General features: G+C 66.6%; 16 protein-coding genes and 2 pseudogenes. 7 read left to right on the forward strand and 11 right to left on the reverse strand.

What is annotated here, in order from left to right:
* Positions 1-14: 14 nt before the first annotated feature.
* Positions 15-3,140, forward strand: coding sequence for a DUF6519 domain-containing protein (locus tag AB3147_RS23035; protein WP_367353056.1), 3,126 nt, complete (start codon positions 15-17; stop codon positions 3,138-3,140).
* Positions 3,141-3,151: 11 nt separating this feature from the next.
* Here AB3147_RS23035 and AB3147_RS28305 read toward each other — a convergent pair.
* Positions 3,152-3,391 (reverse strand): annotated as a pseudogene (locus AB3147_RS28305) (YadA C-terminal domain-containing protein); the annotation flags it as partial.
* A 204-nt stretch (positions 3,392-3,595) separates the two neighbouring features.
* Positions 3,596-4,696 (reverse strand): annotated as a pseudogene (locus tag AB3147_RS28310) (hypothetical protein); the annotation flags it as partial.
* A 316-nt stretch (positions 4,697-5,012) separates the two neighbouring features.
* Here AB3147_RS28310 and AB3147_RS23045 point away from each other — a divergent pair.
* The 3 genes from AB3147_RS23045 (at position 5,013) to AB3147_RS23055 (ending at position 8,734) form a co-directional block, all read left to right on the forward strand.
* Positions 5,013-6,233 carry an MFS transporter gene (locus AB3147_RS23045; RefSeq protein ID WP_367353058.1) on the forward strand — a complete coding sequence of 407 codons (1,221 nt, stop codon included), beginning with the start codon at positions 5,013-5,015 and terminating at the stop codon, positions 6,231-6,233.
* A gap of 171 nt (positions 6,234-6,404) precedes the next feature.
* Positions 6,405-8,486: a PIG-L family deacetylase gene (locus AB3147_RS23050; protein WP_175122701.1), complete on the forward strand. Its 2,082-nt coding sequence runs from the start codon at positions 6,405-6,407 to the stop codon at positions 8,484-8,486.
* Between the two features lie 71 nt (positions 8,487-8,557).
* Entirely contained in the window at positions 8,558-8,734 is a 177-nt protein-coding gene (locus AB3147_RS23055; protein WP_175122700.1) for a DUF3606 domain-containing protein, read from the forward strand.
* A 55-nt stretch (positions 8,735-8,789) separates the two neighbouring features.
* Here AB3147_RS23055 and AB3147_RS23060 read toward each other — a convergent pair whose 3' ends face one another.
* Together AB3147_RS23060 and AB3147_RS23065 are read right to left on the reverse strand one after the other, a co-directional pair.
* A complete protein-coding gene (locus tag AB3147_RS23060) occupies positions 8,790-9,122 on the reverse strand; it encodes a four-helix bundle copper-binding protein (protein WP_367353059.1) in 333 nt (110 codons plus the stop codon).
* A 131-nt stretch (positions 9,123-9,253) separates the two neighbouring features.
* Entirely contained in the window at positions 9,254-10,039 is a 786-nt protein-coding gene (locus AB3147_RS23065; protein ID WP_367353060.1) for an enoyl-CoA hydratase, read from the reverse strand.
* A gap of 143 nt (positions 10,040-10,182) precedes the next feature.
* Between AB3147_RS23065 and AB3147_RS23070 the strand changes: the two genes are divergently transcribed.
* Entirely contained in the window at positions 10,183-10,797 is a 615-nt protein-coding gene (locus AB3147_RS23070) for an ABC transporter ATP-binding protein (protein ID WP_367353061.1), read from the forward strand.
* Positions 10,798-10,818: 21 nt separating this feature from the next.
* On the opposite strand, the gene AB3147_RS23075 is transcribed toward AB3147_RS23070, so the two are convergent.
* From AB3147_RS23075 to AB3147_RS23090, 4 genes are all read right to left on the reverse strand, one after another.
* A complete protein-coding gene (locus AB3147_RS23075) occupies positions 10,819-11,595 on the reverse strand; it encodes a hypothetical protein (RefSeq protein WP_367353062.1) in 777 nt (258 codons plus the stop codon).
* A gap of 85 nt (positions 11,596-11,680) precedes the next feature.
* Complete coding sequence (locus AB3147_RS23080; RefSeq protein WP_367353063.1) at positions 11,681-13,135, reverse strand: DUF1254 domain-containing protein; 1,455 nt, start codon at positions 13,133-13,135, stop codon at positions 11,681-11,683.
* A gap of 454 nt (positions 13,136-13,589) precedes the next feature.
* Complete coding sequence (locus tag AB3147_RS23085; RefSeq protein ID WP_367353064.1) at positions 13,590-14,789, reverse strand: PepSY-associated TM helix domain-containing protein; 1,200 nt, start codon at positions 14,787-14,789, stop codon at positions 13,590-13,592.
* Entirely contained in the window at positions 14,789-16,951 is a 2,163-nt protein-coding gene (locus AB3147_RS23090) for a TonB-dependent receptor (protein WP_367353065.1), read from the reverse strand. Before AB3147_RS23090 ends, AB3147_RS23085 begins: the two co-directional genes overlap by 1 nt.
* 3 nt (positions 16,952-16,954) lie before the next feature.
* On the opposite strand from AB3147_RS23090, the gene AB3147_RS23095 reads away from it, so the two are divergent.
* On the forward strand, positions 16,955-17,203 hold the full coding sequence (locus AB3147_RS23095; protein WP_367353066.1) for a hypothetical protein: 249 nt from the start codon (positions 16,955-16,957) through the stop codon (positions 17,201-17,203).
* A gap of 112 nt (positions 17,204-17,315) precedes the next feature.
* On the opposite strand, the gene AB3147_RS23100 is transcribed toward AB3147_RS23095, so the two are convergent.
* Positions 17,316-18,365 carry a hypothetical protein gene (locus AB3147_RS23100; protein WP_367353067.1) on the reverse strand — a complete coding sequence of 350 codons (1,050 nt, stop codon included), beginning with the start codon at positions 18,363-18,365 and terminating at the stop codon, positions 17,316-17,318.
* A 330-nt stretch (positions 18,366-18,695) separates the two neighbouring features.
* Between AB3147_RS23100 and AB3147_RS23105 the strand changes: the two genes are divergently transcribed.
* Positions 18,696-19,739, forward strand: a complete 1,044-nt coding sequence (locus AB3147_RS23105) for a hypothetical protein (RefSeq protein ID WP_367353068.1) — start codon at positions 18,696-18,698, stop codon at positions 19,737-19,739.
* 12 nt (positions 19,740-19,751) lie between these two features.
* Here AB3147_RS23105 and AB3147_RS23110 read toward each other — a convergent pair whose 3' ends face one another.
* Both AB3147_RS23110 and AB3147_RS23115 read right to left on the reverse strand, forming a co-directional pair.
* Complete coding sequence (locus tag AB3147_RS23110; protein WP_367353069.1) at positions 19,752-20,798, reverse strand: hypothetical protein; 1,047 nt, start codon at positions 20,796-20,798, stop codon at positions 19,752-19,754.
* Between the two features lie 143 nt (positions 20,799-20,941).
* On the reverse strand, positions 20,942-21,391 hold the full coding sequence (locus tag AB3147_RS23115; RefSeq protein ID WP_367353070.1) for a DUF6389 family protein: 450 nt from the start codon (positions 21,389-21,391) through the stop codon (positions 20,942-20,944).
* Positions 21,392-21,403 lie beyond the last annotated feature (12 nt).

Below are 21,403 nucleotides of genomic sequence, written 5' to 3' on the forward strand. Positions count from 1 at the left end.
TCGGGAACAACACCATGAAAGCCGATCTCAGCCGCCTCACCTTCGACCCCGCCCGGCGCTACCGGGCCGTCCGCATGCAGCAGGGCCGCGTGCAGATGGATTCGGACTGGAACGAGCAGCAGGACATCCTGAACCGCCGCATCGAAACCGAGACGGCGGACACGGTCGGCCGGGTGGGCGTGCCGCTGGCCGCGCCGGGGTTTGCGCTGGCGCCTGCCGGCAAAGACCTGTCGCTGTCGGCAGGCCGCCTGTATCTGGACGGCCTGTTGTGCGAAAACCCGCAGCCCGCCACCGTGGCCAAGCAGCCCGACATGCCGCCGACGGCATCGCCCGTGCTGCCGGCTGGCGCGTCCGTCCTGCCGCTGCCGCCGCCCGCCCTCACGCCGGCCGACATCGACGGCGTGGTTGTCTTCGGATCGAGCGGGCAAGCTGCGCCGCCGCCCGAGGGCATGTACCTGGCCTATCTGGAAGCGTGGCAACGCCACCTGTGCACGCTCGACCTGCCGGCCGGCGACACCAGCATGCGCGAGGTCGCGCTGGGCGGCCCCGACACCGCCACCCGCGAAAAGACGGTGTGGCAGGTCAAGCTGATGCAGGTCGGCGCGCCCGACGCCGCCCTCACCTGCCTGTCGGCGCTGCCGGCATGGGATGCGCTGATCGCCCCGCCCGATGCGCGCATGGCCGCGCGCGCCGAAGCCAGCGTGCCGCCCAAGACGCCGTGCCAGTTGCCGCCCGACGCCGGCTATCGTCTGCTGGAAAACCATCTCTACCGCGTCGAGATCCATCAGGACGGCGCGGGCGCGGGCAAGGCGCGCTACAAGTGGTCGCGCGAAAACGGCAGCATCCTGTCGCGTGTGGTGCGCTGGCTGGACGACCCCGTGGCCAACGAATTCGAGGTCGCCAGCATCGGCCGCGACGACGTGCTGGCCATCACCGCGGGCTGCTGGGTCGAATTTCTGGATGACACGCACGAACTGCTGGGACAGCCGGGCCCGCTGGCGCAGGTGGTGCGCACCGACGGCAACACGGTCACCATCGATCCGGCCAGCCTGATCGGCCATGCGCTGGATGCGGCGCGCTTTCCGTCCAATCCGCGCGTGCGCCGTTGGGACGGCGTCGCGGAAATCACGCCCGCGCCCATCAACAGCGCCAACGCCGGCTGGGTGGAGCTGGAACAGGACGGCGTCGAGATCAAGTTTTCCCCAGGCCGCCTGCGCGTGGGCGACTATTGGCTGATTCCCGCGCGCACCGCCACCGCCTCCATTGAATGGCCGCAAATGCCCGACGGCAAGCCCGCCTTCAACGCGCCGGACGGGATCCTGCGGGCGTTTGCACGGCTGGCCTTGCTGCGCTGGCAGGCCGGCGCGTGGACCGCCATCAGCGATTGCCGCCCGCTCTTTCCCGCGTTGACGGAACTGACTCAGCTTTACTACGCGGGCGGCGACGGGCAGAGCGTCAAGCCCAATCCCGCCATGACGCCGGATGTCGTGCCGCTGCCTTCCGAGTTGCGCGCGGGCGTGGCCAACGGCAGCCTGCCGGTGGCGGGCGCCGTCGTGCGCTTTACGGTGGACGCCGGCCGCCTGCCCAATGGCACGGCCACGCAGGACGTGGCGACCGGCGCCGACGGCGTGGCGTCCATCGCCTGGTCCCTTGCCTGCGATGCCGCCCGCCCCGTGCAACGCGCCACGGCGCAACTGCTGCGCGCGGGCCAGCCCGCGCCTGATCGCTACCTGCCGCTGCGCTACACGGCAACCCTGGCGCTGGCGTCCGAGGTGGCCTACGACCCGCGCAACTGCGCGGACCTGCTCGCGGAACAGGCCTATTCGGTGCAAGAAGCCCTGGATGCGCTGTGCCGGCGCACGCACGGCGGCGGCTGCTGCCTTACCGTTGGCCCGGCGGGCGATTTCCCGACGCTGGACAACGCGCTGCGCACGCTCATCGGACAGGACCGCATGGACATCTGCCTGTGCCTGACGCCCGGCGAACACAAGCTGGACGATGACCTCATCCTCAAGGGGCCGCGCGTGCGCCTGATGCTCCATGGGTGCGGCCCGGCCAGCCGGCTGATGCTGGATGAACGCATGTTCAGCCTGGACGGCTTTGCCAGCGTGTCCATCGCCGACCTGGTGATCACGCGGCGCGGCCAGCCGGCGGCGATCGCTTTCAACCAATGCGCCGACCTGCGGCTGTCGCGCGTCGACTGCGCGGGGCCGGCCGGGCCCGGCAACAGCCTGGTGCGGGTCGACGGCAGCCGGCGCGTGCACATCGAGACCTGCCGTCTTTATGCCGCCGGCCGTGGCAACGCCGAACGCCTCGACCAGCTCTTCACGCGCGCCCCGACGCTGGCCGCGTTAAAGCGCGCGCTTTCCTCCGAGGCAGTGCTGGACGATGACGACGATCGCGCCGCCTCGGCACTATCGCGCCAGCCCCTGGACGCGCGCAAGGCGATGACCACCGAGATCGCCGCGCTGCTGCGCGCCGGCGCCGCCGGCAACGCGTTGACGATGACGCCGCGCATCCAGTCGGCCCTGACGACGCTGGCCACGCAGCTGGGCCGCGAAACGCCAGCGGCCAAGCGCCTGCGCCCCGCCATCGCCGCGCTTGCCGCCGCGCTGCTGGCCGATCCGATGTCCTGCGCGCTGGCGCTGCTGGACAACGACGCCGACACCACTGTGCGCGACAACCGACTGCGCGGCGGCATCGCGCTCTTTGCGGAATCAGGAGATTTTCCGGAACTGACGACGGATCAACTGAAGCTGTTGGGCGGCGGCATCCGCACGGGCAAGATGGTGCCCGAAGGCGATGGCACGCTGACGCTGCAAAGCAATCATCTGTCCAGCCTGCGGCTCGGCGCCGAAGCGGCGCGCGCCATGCTGACCATCATTCAGACGGGCGGCGAGTTCGCCGCGTGGCGCTGCCTGCGCGCCGCCGACAACGCGCTGGAGGCCTACAGCCACTTCCCGGCATTCGACGCCGCCGTCACCGGCAACAACCTCTTGACCAACGGCGACGCCGGCGCCCTCATCGCCACGCAGGCCAAGGTGATCGGCAACTTCGCGCACAACGATTTCCGGTTGTTTGTGTCGGGCGCGAATCCGGAAGTGCTGGCAAACGGCGGGTTGAATGTCGTGACGGTGTGATCCCGCGGCCATCACCACTGCATCGATGCGCCGATCCCGGCCGTGGGCCCACCCGAGGCCATGCCCACGCCGGCCTTGAGCTTGACGCGGTCGTTCACACGTGCCGACGCGCCCACTGCAACGGCCTGGTAGCCGCGATACGTGGCCGCGCCGACGCCCAGCGCAAACCGCTTGCCCGGATCGACTTCCGGCACCATGGTCAGCGCCGTGGTGGCCGCAATGCCCGAATAGGCGTTGCGCGCAACGTCGTCGATGGCGCGGTTGGTCTGGTCGATGCGGTTGTCCAGACGGGCCAGGCCTTCGCGGTTGCGTTGCACAGTGGTGTCCAGCGAACCGAGCGCGTCGCCGACGTTGTAGTACGTCTGGCCATCAAACTGATACGCCGGGCCGGTGACGACGCCCGTGGCCGTGTCGACGTGTGCACCGCCGCCCAGGCCGGCCACCACGGGGTTCAGTTGACCAACATTTACGGCATCGGTGCTTTGCGCGCCTGCCGCCACATTGGTGACTTGGCGTTCGGCGCCTTGCGCGCCGACAGACACGGTGTTGGCGCGGTCGGCCACCGAACCCGCGCCCAGCGCCACACTGTTGGCCGCTGCCGCCGATGCATTGGCGCCGACAGCCACGCCGTTGGACGCGGAGACCGTCGCGTTGGCCCCGACCGCCGCGCCCATCGTGCCCGCGCCCGCTGCCGCGTTGTCGCTGCCATCGCCCGCGCCGTCGACGCTGACGTACGCATTGGCGGCATTGAGTTGGCCGACCTGTTGCGTAAGGGCGTAGAGCTGGCTGCCATTGACGGCGTCCGTACTGGTTGCCGAGATGACGCCGTTGGCGACGCCGGTGACGGTGCGCGTGCCGTCAGTACCCGTCATGTCGATGACATTGCCGCCCGTGGAGGCGGCCACGGAGATGGCGCCGGTGATTGCATCCTGCCGGACCAGACCGACGGTACCGTTGTTGAGGTTGGTGGTCAGCGTGTTCAGGTTGGCCGTGTTCTGCGCGACAGTGGCGCCCAACGTCGTGATCGCCGTGCTGTTGGCTTGCACTTGCAGATTGGTCGCGTAAAGCTGCGATCCATTCACCGCGTCCAGGCTGATGGACGACAACACGCCCGCGCCCACCTGAGTGATCTGGTTTCCGTTCATGTAGAGGCTGTTCAGCATGTGGATGCCGTTTTCGCCCTTCAATTCCAGCGTGCCATCGTCATACCCGGTCACCCGGGCTGACGACAGGGGCGATCCCGATGCCATGCCGGTGCTCGCGACGTTATTCAGGGAAAAGGCCTCGCCGAGCGCAGAGCAGTTAAGGACGGAGTTGGGTGAGGGATAGGCGTTGACTCTGATCCCGCTTCCCGCGGAGGGGTCACATAGCTGCAATTCCCCGCTGGCGCGGGCAGCGGGCGCCAATGCCAGACTTCCGGCACCGACCAAAAGTACGCCTGCGGCAGACGCGGCGAGGCGCTTGCTGCTGCAGGCGACGCGCAAGCGGACGACGCGGCGCACACTTCCTCGAAAGATTTCGGTTGCATTGCATACAGACGACAGGACGTGGTTCATGGCATATCCACCCAGCGCGAAGGCGCAGACGTTATCGAAGAATTCATCTCAAAAAAAACCCTTAACTAATTGATCGATAAGGATTTTTCTTTCAATCTACTGACCCCCGAATACCCGAACCATCAAAGATTTCTTATATTTGGACGCTCAAATACGACATAGATCAACAAGCGCCAACGCCACCGCGTCGCCTGAGAAAACGCCCCTGTCGCCGATCGGCAAGCACGACAACATCCGACATGCAAATGACAGGTTCGGCCCTCTACAATGCCCCTGTTGCATCGCAGCATTCCGCAATCCTCTCCTTCCAGTCTTCATGTCCCATCTCATTTCCGCACAGCACCGGCCCGCCCTGGTGCTGCTGGCGCTAGCCATTGGCAGCTTCGCGATCGGCACCACCGAATTTGCGACGATGAGCCTGCTTCCCTACTTCTCGCAGTCGCTGGGCATTGACGCCCCCACCGCCGGCCATGTGATCAGCGCGTACGCGCTGGGCGTCGTGGTTGGCGCGCCCATCCTTGCTGTGCTGGGCGCCCGCATGCCGCGCCGCCGGCTGCTGATCGCACTGATGGGCCTGTTCGCCATCGGCAACGGTCTGAGCGCCATCGCCCCCAACTACCACTGGATGCTGTTCTTCCGCTTCCTGAGCGGCTTGCCGCATGGCGCCTACTTCGGCATCGCCTCGCTGGTGGCCAGTTCCATGGTGCCCGCCAACCGGCGGACCGTGGCCGTGGGCCGCGTGTTCCTGGGCCTGACCGTCGCCACCATCGTCGGCGTGCCGCTGGCCAACTGGCTGGGTCAGGTCATCGGCTGGCGCTGGAGCTTCGGCCTGGTGTCGCTGCTGGCGGTGCTGACCATGCTGAGCGTGCGCGCCTATGCGCCGGACACGGCCGCCGATCCGCACGCCAGCCCGCTGCGCGAACTGAGCGCGCTGGGCCGCGGCCAGGTGTGGATCACACTGGCCATCGGCGCGGTCGGGTTCGGCGGGCTATTCTCCATTTACACCTACCTGGCGGACACGCTGACCGCCGTCACGCAGGTCTCTCCCGCCACGGTGCCGCTGGTGCTGAGCGCCTTCGGCGTCGGCCTGACGGTGGGCAACATGGTCGTGCCCGTGTTTGCCGATCGCGCCGTCATGCGCACGGCCGGCCTGTTGCTGCTGTGGTCGGCCGTGGTGCTGGCCCTGTTTCCGTTCATGGCGCACAACGTGTGGCTGATCACGCTGAACGTGTTCCTCGTGGGCGTGGGCGGCGCGCTGGGCACCGTGTTGCAGACGCGCCTGATGGACGTGTCTGGCGACGCGCAGGGGCTGGCCGCGGCACTCAACCATTCCGCGTTCAACACCGCCAACGCGCTCGGGCCGTTCCTGGGCGGACTCGCGATTGCCGCCGGGTTCGGGTGGACGTCGACCGGCTGGGTCGGCAGCCTGCTCGCCATCGCCAGCATGCCGTTGTGGCTGTGGGCGGTGATGCTGGAACGCCGGGCGCGTTCGACGCGGGCGGACAAGCTGGTGGTCAGCACCGAATCGGCGCGTTGAATGAACGGGGGACACCACTCGGACGTCCCCATTTATCGCATTGCAAAACGTCGGCGCCACGCCACACCGGGCAAGCGCCTATTGCAGCCCGCAGCCGCGCCGCAGCTATACTTTCCGCACTCTTTACCACCCACAAGACGCGCTGCACCTCCAACATGCAGCGCTTTTTTTATGCCCGTTTTTACTGCCCTGCTGCGCCCGCTGTGCCAGGCGCTTTGCTGCCTGGCCGCAGCCCTCTTCTCCACCCACGCCTTGGCCGCGCCACCGACGCTGGCCGAATGCCACGGCATCAAGGACCTGGCCTTCGTTGCCCATCTGGATGACGACCTGCTCTTCATGAATCCGGACGTCGCCTCGAACATCGAGGCCGGCGGCTGCGTGCGCCTGGTCTACCTGACCGCCAGCGACGCCGGCGAAGGCGAAGGCTACATGCTGGGTCGCGAGCGCGGCGTGCGCGCCGCGTACGCCTACATGGCGCATCAGCCCGACGCATGGAAGGAAGACACCGGCATCGTCGCGGGCCGCCAGATTGCGCGCTTCACGCTGACCGGCAACCCGCGCGTGCAGCTGTGGCACATGCGCCTGAAGGATCCCTGGCTAGGCAAAGGCTGGGGCAGCCTGACGCCGCTGAGCCGCACGGAGTCCGAACCCAACCAAAGCGTGGACACGCTGGGCCCGCACGCCGAGGTCTACACGCGCGAGCAGCTTGTGGACACGCTGGCCGAAATGATCCGCCAGTACGGCCCCACCACCGTCCGGCACCTGGACGACACGATCAGCGTGCCGTATACCCAGCTGTGCTGGCGCTGCGCCGGCCACGGCCACCCCGACCACATCGCCAGCGCCCGGCTGGCGCGCGAAGCCATGCTGCGGGCGCCTGGCAACTATGCCGAAACCGGCTATATCGATTACCCCAGCCAGGAACGCGCCACCAATCTGGCCGAGTCGGAAATCGCCAGCAAGTCGGTGATCTTCCAGCACTACGCCTGGAACGACTACCACTATTGCGCCGGCCCCAAGGGCTGCCAGGAACCCGCCGGGCCTGCAGCCGCGTGGGTGCAGCGCGCCTACTACGTATCCCGGCACGACGTTGCCCCGCAGGTTTACCCCGACGGACGCGGCGGACTCGTCGTGTTTGCCGCGGGCGAGACCAACGCCGCCGTGAACAGCTGGGATTCCGGCGAAAAGCGCTGGCACAGCCTGGGCGGCCGGACCACCGGCCCCGTGGTGTCGTTTGCCCACGCCGACGGCACGGCCGGCCTGATGGCGCGCGACCCGCTGGGCGGCGTCTGGGCCAACAAACAGCGCCATGACGGCACCTGGCAGGGGTGGCAGGCGCTGGGCGGCCTGCGCGTCACGCAGATCCCCGCCGTCGCGCCGCGCGGCGAGGCCGCCGCCGTCGCGCTGGGCTATGACGGCGTGCTGCACTGGATCACGCCGTCCGGCATCGACGGCAGCTGGAGCACCTGGCAGGCGCTGCCGCCGCTGGAAGGCGCCTCGGGCTCACCGGCCGCCGCGCGCGGTTCGGATGGACGTTATGTGGTGTTTGCGATCGCCGCCAAAGGCGAACTCTTCTATACCCGCCAGCTCCCGGCCGCCAAGGGCCAACGGTCGGAATGGCAAGGCTGGCGCCGCGTTGCCGCGCCGGAAGCGGCCGGCGGACTGGCCGCCATCCGCAATCACGAAGACCGCGTCGAGCTTTACTTCCGCCAGCGCGCCAACAACCACCTGACCAAGCTGGTCGAAGCCGGCGACACCACCGACCTGAACATGGACTGGAGCGCGCCGGCCGACTTGGGCGTGCCCTACATCGGCCGCCCCGCCATCCACGCCGACAACGCCGGCAACGTCGTGCTCGCGATCCTGGAGCGCGCGGGCGGACAGCTCTGGCTGCTTGAACACGGCAAGCTCGGCAAGCTGGACGCCGAAGCCGCATCGCCACCCGCCATCAGCCTGGTCGACGGCACGCTGTATCTGGTTGCACGCGCCGCCGGCGCACCGCAGCGCTATCAGGTGCTGTCGCGCCAACGTGGCGTCTGGGCTGCCAACCTGACGCTGGACGGCGTTCCGGCCAGCGGCGGCGGCCCGTTCACGGCCGTGGCCGCACGGCCTGCCGATCTGCCCAATCTGGGCGCCGCCAGCGCAAACAAGGCCGTCGTGGTCCGGCCATCCACGGCTGAACCGGCTGCGCTGACGGTCGAGCGCATGCCCGCCCAGACCTCGCGCGTGGCGACGCCGACCCGCGTGCAATGACAAAAATGCCCGCTGGGCGCGGGCATGACGCTTGCTGACCTCCGAGGCGTCTCAACCCGGAGGATAGAAACATGTCAGACGACCTGAGCAAACGCGGTCCCCAGGACCGTTCCCGGATCAATGTCAACGAAACGCATGAGCTGCGCTACTGGACCCAGGCGCTCGGCGTCAGCGAAGCCCAATTGCGCGACGCCGTGAAAGCGGTCGGGCCGTCGGCAACAGCGGTGCGCGAACATCTCCGGAAGTGATCCGGGACAGCCCCGCTTGCGGGGCTTGTCATTGCGTACCCGTCTTCCCGACCGCTCAAGACGCCATCCTGCCGCAGATCTCGGCGCATTCGCCGCACACGCGCGCGCAGTCCGCCATGCCTTCGATGCCCTCGCAACTGGCTGCGCAGTCGTCACAGATTGCGGCACAGGCGCCGCAGATGACCTTGTGGTTTTCCACGCCCACCAGCATTGCGTGTGCCGCGGTGCGGCAGATTTCGCTACAGCCCATCATCAGCCGGAAATGATGCGGTTCGACGTGATCGCCGCCGGCTTCCAGGCAATGGTGCATTGCAGTCTTCACGCACGAGCGATAGCAGGTCAGACAGCTATCGATACAGCGTTCCATTTCGTTCGTTTCGGCCATCATGTCGGCTCCTTGTGCGGTGACATCCTTGAACGTCAGCACATGGCGTTCCTGTCTGAATGCGCGAAGCCCCTCTTGCGCAAGCACCGCGGCGCGCGTCCTGCGGGGCCCGTTGCAGCGCCCCTTCGTCTTGCCTAGCGATGCCGTTTGCGCGCCAGGAACGGCGCCATGCACCGGCGCGGCTCGTCGGTGGTGAAGGCTTCACCAAAGGCCTCGACGCTACGGTCCAAACCGGCCTGGATCGACGATTCCGCCCAGTAACGCAGCAAGGCCTTCTGCGACCGCACGGCGCGCGGGCCGCTGGCGGCAATCGGCGCCACGGTCCGTTCGACCAGCGCGTCCAGCCCGCCCGGCTCGCATAGAAATTCCAGAAACCCCCAATCCCGCGCCTGCGCCGCATCCACCGTCTCGCCGGTAAGCAGCAGCCAGTTGGTCCGGCCCTGGCCGATCAGCGCAGGCAACAGCAGCGCATGGATCACCGAGGGAATCCCGACGCGCACCTCCGGCATGCCAAACACGCCGTCCGCCGACCCCAGCCGGATGTCGCAGGCGGCCGCCAGCTCCATGCCGGCGCCCAGGCAAAAGCCCGGCAACCGGGCAATGGTCGGCACGGGAATGTCCGCCACCGCATCGCAGAGGTCGCGCAGCCGCGTGATGAAGGCACGTGCGCCGGGCGGGTCCAGCTCGGCCATTTCATGAATATTGGCCCCGCCCACGAAGGCCTTCTCGCCCGTCCCGCGGATCACCACGGCGCGCGCGTCATCCTGCGCCGCGATCCAGCGCGCCGCCTCGGTCAGGCTCAGTGTGACGGCCGACGCCAGGATGTTCAGGCTTTTGGCATCGTGGATCTGCAGGGTATAGACGCCGCGTGCGTCGCGCGTCACGACGGCATGGGTGAATTCAGGAATGGGCGCAGTCATGAAGTCTCCGGTTTTTTTTGGCGGGTAGCCGCCGATGCTAACGGCCGGGTCCGGACACGACAACCCATGGCCTGCTCGACCCGATCGAATACGGCCTCGCCTGCCAGTGGCCGCGGAACGCGTTCCTCTCGTACACTTGCCGCATGCTACGCATCGACAATCTCAGCAAGCGCTACGGCGACTACATCGTGTTCCAGGGACTGACGCATACCTTTGCGCCGGGCTGCGTGGCGCTGTGCGAAGAAGACAGCACCGGCAAGTCCAGCCTGCTGAACATCATCGCCGGCGCCCTCGCGCCGGACAGCGGCGACGTGCACATCGACGGCCACTCGCTGCGCGACGCGCCGCAAGCCGCGCAGTCCCGCATGGCTTACGTGCCGGACAACTGCATGGCGTTTCCCGAGCAAACGGGACGCGGCCTGCTGGAACAGGCGGCCCAAGCCAAAGGCGTGACGCTGGATGACTCGATATGGGAACTGGCCCGCCAGCTCGGTCTTGAGCCGCATCTGGACAAGCGTTTCGAGCAGATGTCCACCGGTACGCGGCGCAAGGTCTACCTGACCGCCGCCGCGCTGGGCAATCCGGCGGTCGTCGTGGCCGACGGCCCCAGCAATGGGCTGGACGCGCAGGCGCGCGGCGTGCTGGCAGACGTGTTCAAGCGCTGGGCGCAAGACCGCGTCGTGCTGTTTGCCAGCCACGACCCTGAACTGGTGCAGGCCTGCGGCGCCACCTCCGTCAACGTGGCCGACCTGCGCTGACCCCACTGCGGGGCACGTCGTTCAAAACCGGATCGTCAGCCCCGCGATCGGCCCCTGCAACACCACGTCGTACTTGAAGCCGTTGCGTTCGTAGTCCACGCCCATCGCGCGGTATCCCACTGTGGCCGACACCGACTTGTTGAAGTTGTAGCCCACGCCAAGCCCCAGGTCCCAGTCGGCCTGCGCGCCCCCTGCCCCGATCATGCCCCAGCCCGTCAGATAGGCCCTGGAATGAAAGTTGTAGGTGCCGCGAACGCCCACCATGGCGTCCACCCACGTCGCGCTGTCGCTGTGCTTTGTGCCCCGTGTCAGCGGGCCATTGAACCTGATGCTGTTGTCCACCGACCAGACCCGCAGGCCGCCCACCACGTCCAGGCTGTGCTCTGACCTGTCCAGCACGGAATAGCCCGCGCCGATCATGCCCGTGAACGACTCGTTCTTCACGTCCGCGCTGTCGGCCAGAATTCCCCGCGGCGTGTCGCCTTGCGCGCCGACCTTCACGTACAGCAGGTCGCCAAAGATGCTGTACCGGCCTTTGCGCGCATCGCCCATCAGCATGGCCGCGAAATCCAGGTTGTCGAGGATCTTGTCGAAGCTCGCATCGACGTCGACGGGCGGCAGCCGCCGATGCGTGATCTTCCCGGACAGCGCCGGCGCCCATAAATACGGCGACACCGAAAACTTCCATTCGTCGGAAACTGCTGCGTCGACGGCGGGCGCCGTCTGCGGCTCGGCCGCAAACGCGGTTCCGGCATGCAGCGCCGCGCATGCCGCACAGGCAAAGACGTGCATTTTCATCGCGTGTCCTCCGGCCCGAAGGCGTATGCAGACAGGCGGGCCGCACCCCGGAAGGTCCTGGGCGCGCCCTGCCGCCATGACCGCGTCAGCTCACGCGCCGCACCGGCGGCACCGTCCACGAGCCATTGATGATGGAAGGATCGCTTTCGTTCGGCCAATACAGACGCATCATCAGAATGAACCGGCCCTTGGGCGCCGGCAGCCAGTTCGACTCCATCTCCGGACCCGGCGATTCGTTCTGGATCAGCAGATCAATCGACCCATCGGGCTTGCGCTTGAGCGGCTGGCGTTCGCTGATGGAATAGCGGTTCAGCGGGTTATCGACGAAGAAGTAGTTCTGGTCATACATGGTCAGCGACCAGAACCCCGACACCGGCGGAGTCAGCCCCTTGCGGAAGGTCAGCACGTACTTTTCCGAGCCGTTGTATTCGCGAAGAATCGCCCCATTGGAGGACCGCAACGAGGTCGGATAGACCGCGTCCTGCGGCCGGTTCGCGCCCAGCCCGATCGCGGTGATAAGCGCACGCTGCAGATAGTTGGTGCCGTAGATGCCGGTCTTGGTCGTGAAGCCCCATCCATCGATGTGCTGGATGTCGCCATCGTTGGACCGGAAGTGCGCCATGATGCGTGCGAAGCCGGTTTCCGGCACACGCTTGGCGAAGTCGGCGGGCAGCTTGGACTTGTCGAAATCCTGGCCCGGCACGATGCCGATCGTCGCCAGTTTCTCGACCATGGGCGCATCGGCCACCGTCGGCGGATTGCGCTTGAGCAGTTGCGCGAACAGCGAAAAATACTCGGTCGCATCCATGTTGTTGACCTGGTCGCGCACCGGCGTTTTCATGTCGATGGCTGAATCGACCTTGCCCTGCGGCGCCTTCCAGTCCTTGCTCCAGCCGCTCAGCGGCGCAAGCTTCACCTGGTCCTGCAGCTTGTGCACCTCGGCGTAATCTTCGGGCGTGCCCGTGCAATAGATGCGGCCCAGCAGCCAGACAATGCTTGTCGGCGACTTGTACTGCTTCATGCCCTGCGGCACCGTTCCTTCCCAGCCCGGCCCCGTCACGATGAAGGTCTGCGCGCCCGTGCCCGTCGTGCGCTTGCCGGGAACGTCGAACACGGTCGTCCAGCCGTCCAGCAGCGGAAACAGCGCGTAGCGGCCGTTCAGGTCGGGCAGGCTGACGACCCAGGGTTCGTCGCCCACATCAAAAAACGCCGTGGTGTACAGCGTGTCGGCGTTGGGCGCCGTCACGTCGCGGAACTTGGCGTCCGGGTACTGGCGCAACTTGATGAGCTGGCCCATCGGCGCGCGCGTGCCCTTGGGATCGGCGACGTTGGTGATCACCCGGCGGGTCATCTCCATGGTCACCAGCGGGTAGGCGTAGATGTAGGCGTCGGTGGCCAGGACGAAACGCTCATCGGCTTCAGGCAGATTGGCGACCAGCCCTTCCGAGGCGGCGGCCGAGGCCCGGAAGGCCGGCCCGAGCGATCCTGCAGCCAGCAGGGCCAATCCCCCTGCGTTCAGTTTGCGGCGAGTTAGCTTCATTGTTGTCGCTCCTAATGGATGTGTTTGGCGAAGTTCACTGAGGGGACTTCCAACATGCACGACGATGTTTTTTCTAGCTAATGCGCGTTCGGTGTCGATGTGGCGGGCACGCTCCGTGGATCAAGGTCAGTGGAAACGAGGGGAAAGGGACGACAGTGCGCCGCCGCAAAACGAGGCGGCGGTATGGAGCGGCGCGAACGGGGATAGACGGCGTGTGCGTGAGGCGCACCGGTCTGCACGAAGGAGGTGGACGTCCAAGAATGGGCTCCCTGACAAAGACAGAGAAAACGCACCACTGAACACTTTCTGCTGCGGACCATCCATACGGCCGATCCGCACAACGGCAAATCGGCCTTGGTCAATCTATGCGCAGTTTTTCAGCCACTCAAGTAGCCGGAATGACTACGACCATCCGACATTGGTAGCAATCCGGCCAGCTGGGGCGTCGCCCTGGTCAGCCGCGCCCCGCACGCCGCTCCGAGACTTCCCGCGACCGCCGCTTTTTCCACCAGATCACCACGCCGGTTACGCTCAGCATCGCAACGATCAGCCCCAGCGCACAGACCACGATCCGGCCGGCAAGCCCGCCGATCTGGCCGCTGTGCAGCGGAAACTGCATCTGCGTGAAGACGTCGGCCGCAGTGCCGTGGCCGGGTTGCGTCACCCCCACCCGCGCGCCGGTGTGCGCGTCGTAGTACAGCATGGGCGATCCCAGGCCTAGCCCCCGGTCGTGATGCGACGGCCACAGCAGCGCCAGATACAGACCCAGTTCGCTGAAGTGGCTGACGCCGCTTACGCGCTGCGGCCACCCCTGCGCCTCGGCATACGCGTTGGCGCGGGCGCGAACGGCGTCAAAGCCCACTACGGACAGCGCATCGCGCCCCGCAGCCGGCGTGCTGGCCGTGGGAATCGGCGTCAGCGTCGACACGGCCGACAAGGCCGGCCGGAACAATTCTTCGCGCAGGTTCAGGTAGGCGCTGCTCAGCGCCAGCAGCACCAGCGCCAGCCATAGCCACAATCCAAAGGCGCGATGCAGGTCCAGGTTCAGCCGGTACGCTCCCGCGCCGCGCTTGATAAGCCATGCGGGCTTCCATTTCGCCATGCGCAGCCCGCCGCGCGGCAACGTCAGGTAAACACCCACAAAGCTGTCCACCAGCCAGATCAGCGCGATGCCGCCCATGAACCACCACCCCCACAAGCCCGGCACATACAGGCTGTGATGGATCTGCAGCATGAAGGGCACGAAGCTTTCGGCCTGCAGGCAACAGGCCCGGCGCGAACGCTTGCCCTGGATCTCGCCGGTGCCCGGGTCGACGTACACCTCGTCATAGCCCAGCGGCGGACGTCCGGCCCGCGCCGACACGAACGCCAGCGCCGTGCGGCCGGGCGTGCCATCATGCGTCACGTAGTCGACACGCAGCGCGGGATCCGATGCCTCGATGCGCGCCGCCAGCGCATCAAAGCCCAGCGGCGGCGCAGTGGAACGCGCCCGGTGAAAATCGGGATTGAGCCACGCGTCGATGTCGTGGCCAAACGCCAGGATGCTGCCGGTCAGCCCCGCCACCGTCAGGAACAGCGCGGTCAGCAGACCGGCGTAGCGGTGCAGCCAGACCCAGGTCTGGCGCTCTCCCAGCCAATGCCGGCCTGCGGCCATCAGAAGTCGACGCTGGCCGACAGCATGTACGTGCGCGGTGCGGCGGACGTGACCATCTGGTACGCGGGCGACGAATCCCAGTAGCGGCGGTTGAACACGTTCTCCACAGCCGCCCGGAACACCACGTTGCGGGCGGCGATGCGGGTTGCATAGCGTGCGCCCACGTCGAAACGCGTCCAGGCCGGCACGGTGGCGTTGTTGTCCGCATCCCACGGGATGGAAGAGGTGTAGATCATGCGCGCTGTCGCGGTCAGCCCGGGGACCTGCGCGATGTCGTATTCCGCGCCCAGCTTGACCGACCACGTCGGCACGCCCGACGCCTTGGCGCCGTTGAATTCACCGCCCGGGGTTTCGGTCAGGATGGCACGCGTCCACGCCACGCCGCCCAGCAGCCGCAGGCCGCGCGCGGCCTCGCCGGCGACGGACAATTCCAGCCCGCGATTGCGCTGCTCGCCCGCCAGGCGATACACGTTGTCCGCGCCCAGGAACCCGCTGGGCCGCTTGATCTGGAAGGCGCTCAGCGACGTGAAGAACGTGCCCCAGTCCATCTTGGCGCCCACTTCAAACTGCTTGGATACGAACGGTTCGAACACCTCTCCCGCGTTCACCGCGGTGGCCGGCGCCACGGCGCCCTGCGCCAGCGCCTCGACGTAGTTGGTGTAGAGGGAAAGCTTGTCGGTCGGCTTGACGACCAGGCCTACCGCCGGCGTGTTGGCGCTGCGGGTGTAGTTAGACTGCCACGCGCCGGTATTCCAGACATAGGAATTCACGTCGATCTTCTGATGGCGCATGCCCAGCGTCAGCAGCACGCGCTCGTCCAGCATCGACAGCGTGTCGGTGATGGCATAGCTGCGCAGCGTCATGTCGTTCTGCGGCACCATCGTGCCGTCCAGGCTGAAGTTGTCGGGCTCCGACAGGCTGGTCGGGTGATAGATGTTGCTGAACTCGTTCCACGACGACTGCGGCTGATAGCCGCTGACCTTCGAATCGTAGTCGGTCACGGCCAGCACGGCGCTGTGCTTGATGGGGCCGGTGTCGAACTGGATGCGCGTGTTCAACTCGCCGCTGCGCGTCTTGTTGCGTTCCTTCAGCCCGAACGCCGTGAAATCCAGGTCGCCGGCGTCGTTGATGATGACGCCCCACGGCGAATTGGCCTTGCGCGTCGTCTCGGCCAGACCGAACGCGCCGCCGATGCTCCAGTTGCGGGTCAAGTCGTACTCGGCGCGCACCATGGCGAACGCATAATCCTTGTCCTGGTACGACCACGACGGATACGGGTTGATGTCGCCGCGCGGCGCCGACGGCGGAAACGCGGTCGTGACGAAATAATTGTTCCGCGCGCCGCTGACCTTCTGGTTGCTGGCGCCCAGGTCCGCGCTGGCGCGCAGCCGGTCACCACGGTAGTCCAGCCCCAGCGTCACGTTCGAGGCGCGCGGCTTCTCGTTGTCGACCGACCCTTCTCCGTCGCGATAGGCCGCGTTCAGCCGCACGCCAAACTTGTTGTCCTGGCCGAAGCGCCGGCCGATGTCCACGTTGGCGCCCAGGTTGGCGTCGCCCACATAGCTGGTCGTAAAACGCGTCAGCGGCGTGTCGTCCGCCCGCTTGGGCACCAGGTTGATCGCGCCGCCCGCCGTGCCGCGCGGCGCGCTGCCGTTGAGCAGCGTGCTCGGCCCCTTGAGGACTTCGATGCGCTCCAAGCCTTCAAGCTGGACGCCTTCGGAATTGGCGATGCCGTACAGGCCGTTGAAACCGATCTCCGCGCGGTTGACGACAAAGCCGCGGATATTGAAGTTGTCGAAGAACCACGGCCCCGCACTGACGACGCCGGGATCGTTCGCCATCACGTCCGCCAGGCTGCGCGCCTGCTGGTTCAACACCAGTTCCGACGTGTACGCCGTCACGTTGAATGGCGTGCTCATCATGTCCACATTGCCCAGCATGCCCAGCCGCGCGCCGCGCGCGATCTGGCCGCCCGCGTAGACCGGCGGCATTTCATCCGGCTTGTTCTCGCTGGCGCCCGTCACGGTGACGGCGGGCAATTGGGGCACCGGCGGATTGGCGCCGGACGACTGCGCGAAGGCGGAGGGGCCGAAAGCGGTGGGCGCGCCCAGGGCGGCGGACAAGGCGATCGCGAGCTTGCGGCGACGGGTGGGGACAGGCATGCAGTGCTCCAGGTTCTGTACGAAGGACGGCGGGCGCGGCGGACGTTCGACGGTCAACCCGTCGATGCGTCGTCGCTCGAGGAATGCGCTTGGGTGATGCTGTCAACGCTGGTTTTTATTGTCTTTATGCGCCGGCCCGCCGGCGTACCGAAACGTTCCGCCGAAGCCGAAACGCCCGCTGCATTGGTACGTAGACCGGAGATCCACACGAACGGCGTGACCGCCCGCGCAGATGTGTCCGAGTATAACTAAGAATCAAACTCATTCAATATGAAATTTCCGCGATTCGCTTATGCGCGAAAACGGATGCCCTGCGGTGCCACGGCACTTGGCCAGCGGCCCGCAGCTTGTGGACCGATCCGGCCTACTTCCGGTTGCCCAGCGACAGCGGCACGCCCCACACCGGATCCTGCATGCCCTGCTTGCCCAACGGCGTGATCTGCATCGGCTTGAGCTTGGCCAGCAGCTCACGCTGCGCGTCGGTCAGGTTCGTGCGCTGCGCGAAGTACTTCTGCGCGAAGTCCATCGGCGCCGGCCACGTGTACACCGTGAAGTCCTCAAGCGGGCACTCGATCATCTTCGGATCGACCGCGCGGCACGCGGACTGCTTGAACTTGTAGCTGGGCGTCCTCATGTGCATGCGCTGGCTCAGCACCAAGTCGCCGCCCTTGAGCGTGAAGCTGGCCAGCGCCAGCTTGGGCACCACGCGCGACTGCACCTTGATGGCGGGGATGTCGCGCGACGTGGTGTCTTCGTAATAACCGGCACGCGATCCGGGCGTGGTCTCGGTGACCTGCTGCTCGCCCCAGGCCACGCAGGCGCCCGATGCGCGGTGCACGGCTGTGCAGACCTTCTCGATTCGAGTCTGGCTGCCCGTCGTGCCTTCGTGCCAATTGGTCTCTTTGTAGAACTCGCGATACAGCTCCGGCGACAGATAGGTGGTGCCGTTGGCGCCACGGCCCGAGCCCACCGCGCCGGCGCGCGCGCCGATGTCGTCCAGCTTGGCATGGAGTTTGTAGTCGTCCCCGCCCGTCAGCAGGTACTTGCCGGGCGGCAGGATGTGGACCTCGAAGGCCTTGAACAGGTACGTCGTGTCCTTGTCGCGTTGCAGCGAGTTGTTCTGGAACTTGCGCCCGAACGTGATGCGCGGATCGGGCTCGAACATCCAGACGGTATTGCCGGTCCACGTCGTCATCTTCATGGCGTCCTTCAACGTGGCGTGCGGCATCAGGTCCGCGACCAGCACCACCGCCATGCCGTCCTTCATCGCCTCGCCGATCAGATCGACCAATTGCCCATAACGCTTGTCGTCCGCGGTGCCCGCGCCGTTCGAATCCGGGATCGTGACGCAGCCCGACAGGGTCAGGGCGAGCATCAGGGCAGAAAGAGCAAGTCGCGGGCGCGGCAGGGACATGAGATCGATCCTCGGTGGAAATGGGCTGGAGCAATGTGCGCGCATCCTACCGGGTTGCATACGGATCGCAACATCTGGATTGGCAACTGAAACACATGGTGGCAGGCCAGATGATGCATCTTGGCGAGACTACGGGGCGTGCGTGCCCCGCCCGTCGTAAAACGTTGTTGCGAATGTTTCGCTTCCCTGGGCGGGGACTGGATATCCCACCGGCTTGTCCGCCATCAACGCGCACTACAGCGAAAGCCGTGCCACCGTGGCCCGGTTCGTTACACTCGCGCTCTTTGCAGCCGAGCGGCGCCCGCCGGGGCGCTGGCCACAGAAGTTCCGATGACAAACACAAGAAAGCGGCTGACGGCAATTGCGTGCCTGTTCACCGCATTGCTGGGCGCCTGCACCGGCAAAGGCCCGATACGCGACGTCGAACGCACGATCACGGACCACTACGGCGCCGACCTGCACATCGTGAGCATGCGTCCGCTGCGGCCCTCGGCGCCGCTGGCCCGCTGGAACGGCGTATACGGCATCTACCTGCAGGACCGCATCGACACCGAGCAATTCATGGTGCGGCTGGGACCGGACGAGGGGCTGGCCACGCTGACCGGCCGCATCGACGCCGCGCGCCAGGAAAAAGACCGGCACGTGGCGCGGCAAAAGGCGACGTTGGCGCAATTGCAGGCGCTGGGTCTGCAGGGCGACGCGTTCTCGTTGCAGGCGACGTCCATCTACGGCAGCGCACGCTGGAGGGTGGCGGTCTTTGCGGATATGGATGCGTTGCGCCAGGACGGCGCCATGCTGGACGACGCGGCGTGGCGGGCGCTGGGCCGCATTGCGCACGCCGGCCTTGCCCCGGAGCCGACGATCAGCCTGCTCCCCGCAGCGCAACGCGCCGAGTATCGGGCTTTGCTCGACAAGGGCTATCACGGGCGGATCGAGTTCATCGGCGGCGAGCCGGCAACCTTCCTGCAAAGCCTGGAAGACGGGGCCGACGCATGGTGGATGGTCGATGCCGCCGCCCTGCCCGCGCCGCATATCGTGACTGAGCGGCAAGCGAGCCTGCGCGAGGCCTGCTATACGGCCATCGCCACGCTGCGCGCCGACAATGACTTCAAAGCGCGCCACGGCATCTATGTGCAGCCGCGCATGAACGTATTGCAGGCGTATCGCATCGCAGACCGGTTGCGCGACGCCGGTCTGCGCCAAGGCCACACGGCCTACGCCGTGCTGGACCGCGTCGCCGGGCGCATTGTGCTGCGCGGCATCGTCGCGGAAGATGCACCGCACGGCCCCGATGCCTACGCCATCGACGCCGTGTACGCGTACGAATTCGCCTTCGCCACCGGCAAGCTGCAGCTACGCCGCCTGCCGGGGTAATGGCGACAGGCTTTAATTGTCAGCGCGCACGAATAGCGCCAGGCGATTCCAGTAATCGACCCCGAGCAGCAAGCGGTCACCCAGCGGCTTGAGGACGAAGTCCCCGCCCTGGTTGTGCTGCATCTTGATCAGGCCGCCTTCCCGGCGCGCCTTCATGGTCAGCGATCCGTCGTCTTTAACCACGCCATCCGCCCCGAAGACCAGTTTGCGCAACGTGCCAATCGGACGCTTGAAGGTGCCCTGCGGCAGTTGTGCCGGCGCGGCCTGCGCCAACGCCTCGGCGGTCAGCGGCGCCAGGCTGTCGGCCAGCGTGCACGCATCGGGACTGGCGATCGGCGCCGCGCACGCATGTTGCAGCATGGGCCGGGCATCCAGGTATCGGCCCGCGGTCCAGGCTTCTTCGGCCGCCAGCGTGCACGTGCTGGCGGAGATGCCCTTCAGGCACGCGGCCTGCAGCGTCTTGTGCGCCGCCTCGCCCAGCGGCGCGGGCTGGCCGCCTTCGCCGGGTTCCAGCCCGCCGGCTTCGCGCCAGGCGTCCGGCAGCTTCTTGCACACGAACGGCAGGCCGCTTGCGCACATGCGCTCCAGTTCCTGCACGGACGTCTCGTTGTAGGCGTTCAGGCACTCCATCAAGCCGGCCTTCCAGCACAACGGCCAGACCTTGGTCTGCGGCAGTTCCGTGGGCGCGGCGCACGGGGCGGGCGTCTTCAGCACGTAGACCTGTTCAAAGCCCACGTCGATCGACTTGCCGTCCGGGGCAAGCTTGTATTCATCGTCCAGGCCAAGGTCCAGGTTATAGAAGCCCAGCTTGCCGTTTTCGATTTTGTAGTAAAGCAGCTCGGGACCGTTCAGCGCACTCTTGCGGATGAGGTTGGAACTCAGCACCCGCATCTGGCCCCTTCCGCCGTCGTACTCGTACAGTCCGCACTGAAGCGGCGCAGAAGACTGCGCGTGCGCGGCCGGCGCAAGCAGCGCCGCCAGCAGAAGAACAGGCAACACCGCGCAAAGACGATGGAGCGATTGCGCGATGCGGCTGCGCAAGCGGGAGTGACGGCACATGAATGATCAAGCCTTTTAATGATTCGAGACGCGCGGCATGGCCGCGCACCGGGCGGTCTGCGCCCGCCGGCATTCTAAATAGGCTTGATGTCACGCCGGCGAAAAACGGCCGGACTGTTTGATCTGTGTTGAACGAAACCCGCTTATGTCCCCGGCAATGCGCGCGGCAGGTCGGTTCCGTAATCGTCTTGGGCATACACCATCGCCGGCACGGGCGATACGAGGCGGCCGCCTTGCTCCCATAGCGATTCAACCCAATCGGCCGCCACGTCGGCAATCGCGTCCTGCACGCAGAACGCCGGCTCGCTGGAGAACATGGGCACCGGCGGCTCCAACCCCTTTTCGCCGTGCACGACGTCAAAGAGATCGCGGTACCCTTCGATGGCCTTGTTCAGCACATACAGATCCGGCCCCTCCAGGCCGATCACCACAGAGAAGGTCCCCTCGCCGCCCTGGTCGGGAAAGATGCCGAACTGGATTTCGCGCGCCTTCTCGGGCAATCGCGCAAACATGCTGGCCAGCGTGCGCAAAGCGGCCGCCGTGTGCGCGTCCAGGATGCGGCGCAGCGCGTCTTGATAGTCGTGTTTTGTCATCGCGCCAGCATA

This window comes from Achromobacter animicus (assembly GCF_040775605.1).
GTDB classification, from domain to species: domain Bacteria; phylum Pseudomonadota; class Gammaproteobacteria; order Burkholderiales; family Burkholderiaceae_B; genus Achromobacter; species Achromobacter animicus.

What these genes read in the sequence shown, in the direction of transcription:
- AB3147_RS23035 (WP_367353056.1), top strand. Translation starts at nt 15, where the DNA reads ATGAAAGCCGATCTCAGCCGCCTCACCTTCGACCCCGCCCGGCGCTAC.
- AB3147_RS23045 (WP_367353058.1), top strand. Translation starts at nt 5,013, where the DNA reads ATGTCCCATCTCATTTCCGCACAGCACCGGCCCGCCCTGGTGCTGCTG.
- AB3147_RS23050 (WP_175122701.1), top strand. Translation starts at nt 6,405, where the DNA reads ATGCCCGTTTTTACTGCCCTGCTGCGCCCGCTGTGCCAGGCGCTTTGC.
- AB3147_RS23055 (WP_175122700.1), top strand. Translation starts at nt 8,558, where the DNA reads ATGTCAGACGACCTGAGCAAACGCGGTCCCCAGGACCGTTCCCGGATC.
- AB3147_RS23060 (WP_367353059.1), bottom strand. Translation starts at nt 9,122, where the DNA reads ATGATGGCCGAAACGAACGAAATGGAACGCTGTATCGATAGCTGTCTG.
- AB3147_RS23065 (WP_367353060.1), bottom strand. Translation starts at nt 10,039, where the DNA reads ATGACTGCGCCCATTCCTGAATTCACCCATGCCGTCGTGACGCGCGAC.
- AB3147_RS23070 (WP_367353061.1), top strand. Translation starts at nt 10,183, where the DNA reads ATGCTACGCATCGACAATCTCAGCAAGCGCTACGGCGACTACATCGTG.
- AB3147_RS23075 (WP_367353062.1), bottom strand. Translation starts at nt 11,595, where the DNA reads ATGAAAATGCACGTCTTTGCCTGTGCGGCATGCGCGGCGCTGCATGCC.
- AB3147_RS23080 (WP_367353063.1), bottom strand. Translation starts at nt 13,135, where the DNA reads ATGAAGCTAACTCGCCGCAAACTGAACGCAGGGGGATTGGCCCTGCTG.
- AB3147_RS23085 (WP_367353064.1), bottom strand. Translation starts at nt 14,789, where the DNA reads ATGGCCGCAGGCCGGCATTGGCTGGGAGAGCGCCAGACCTGGGTCTGG.
- AB3147_RS23090 (WP_367353065.1), bottom strand. Translation starts at nt 16,951, where the DNA reads ATGCCTGTCCCCACCCGTCGCCGCAAGCTCGCGATCGCCTTGTCCGCC.
- AB3147_RS23100 (WP_367353067.1), bottom strand. Translation starts at nt 18,365, where the DNA reads ATGTCCCTGCCGCGCCCGCGACTTGCTCTTTCTGCCCTGATGCTCGCC.
- AB3147_RS23105 (WP_367353068.1), top strand. Translation starts at nt 18,696, where the DNA reads ATGACAAACACAAGAAAGCGGCTGACGGCAATTGCGTGCCTGTTCACC.
- AB3147_RS23110 (WP_367353069.1), bottom strand. Translation starts at nt 20,798, where the DNA reads ATGTGCCGTCACTCCCGCTTGCGCAGCCGCATCGCGCAATCGCTCCAT.
- AB3147_RS23115 (WP_367353070.1), bottom strand. Translation starts at nt 21,391, where the DNA reads ATGACAAAACACGACTATCAAGACGCGCTGCGCCGCATCCTGGACGCG.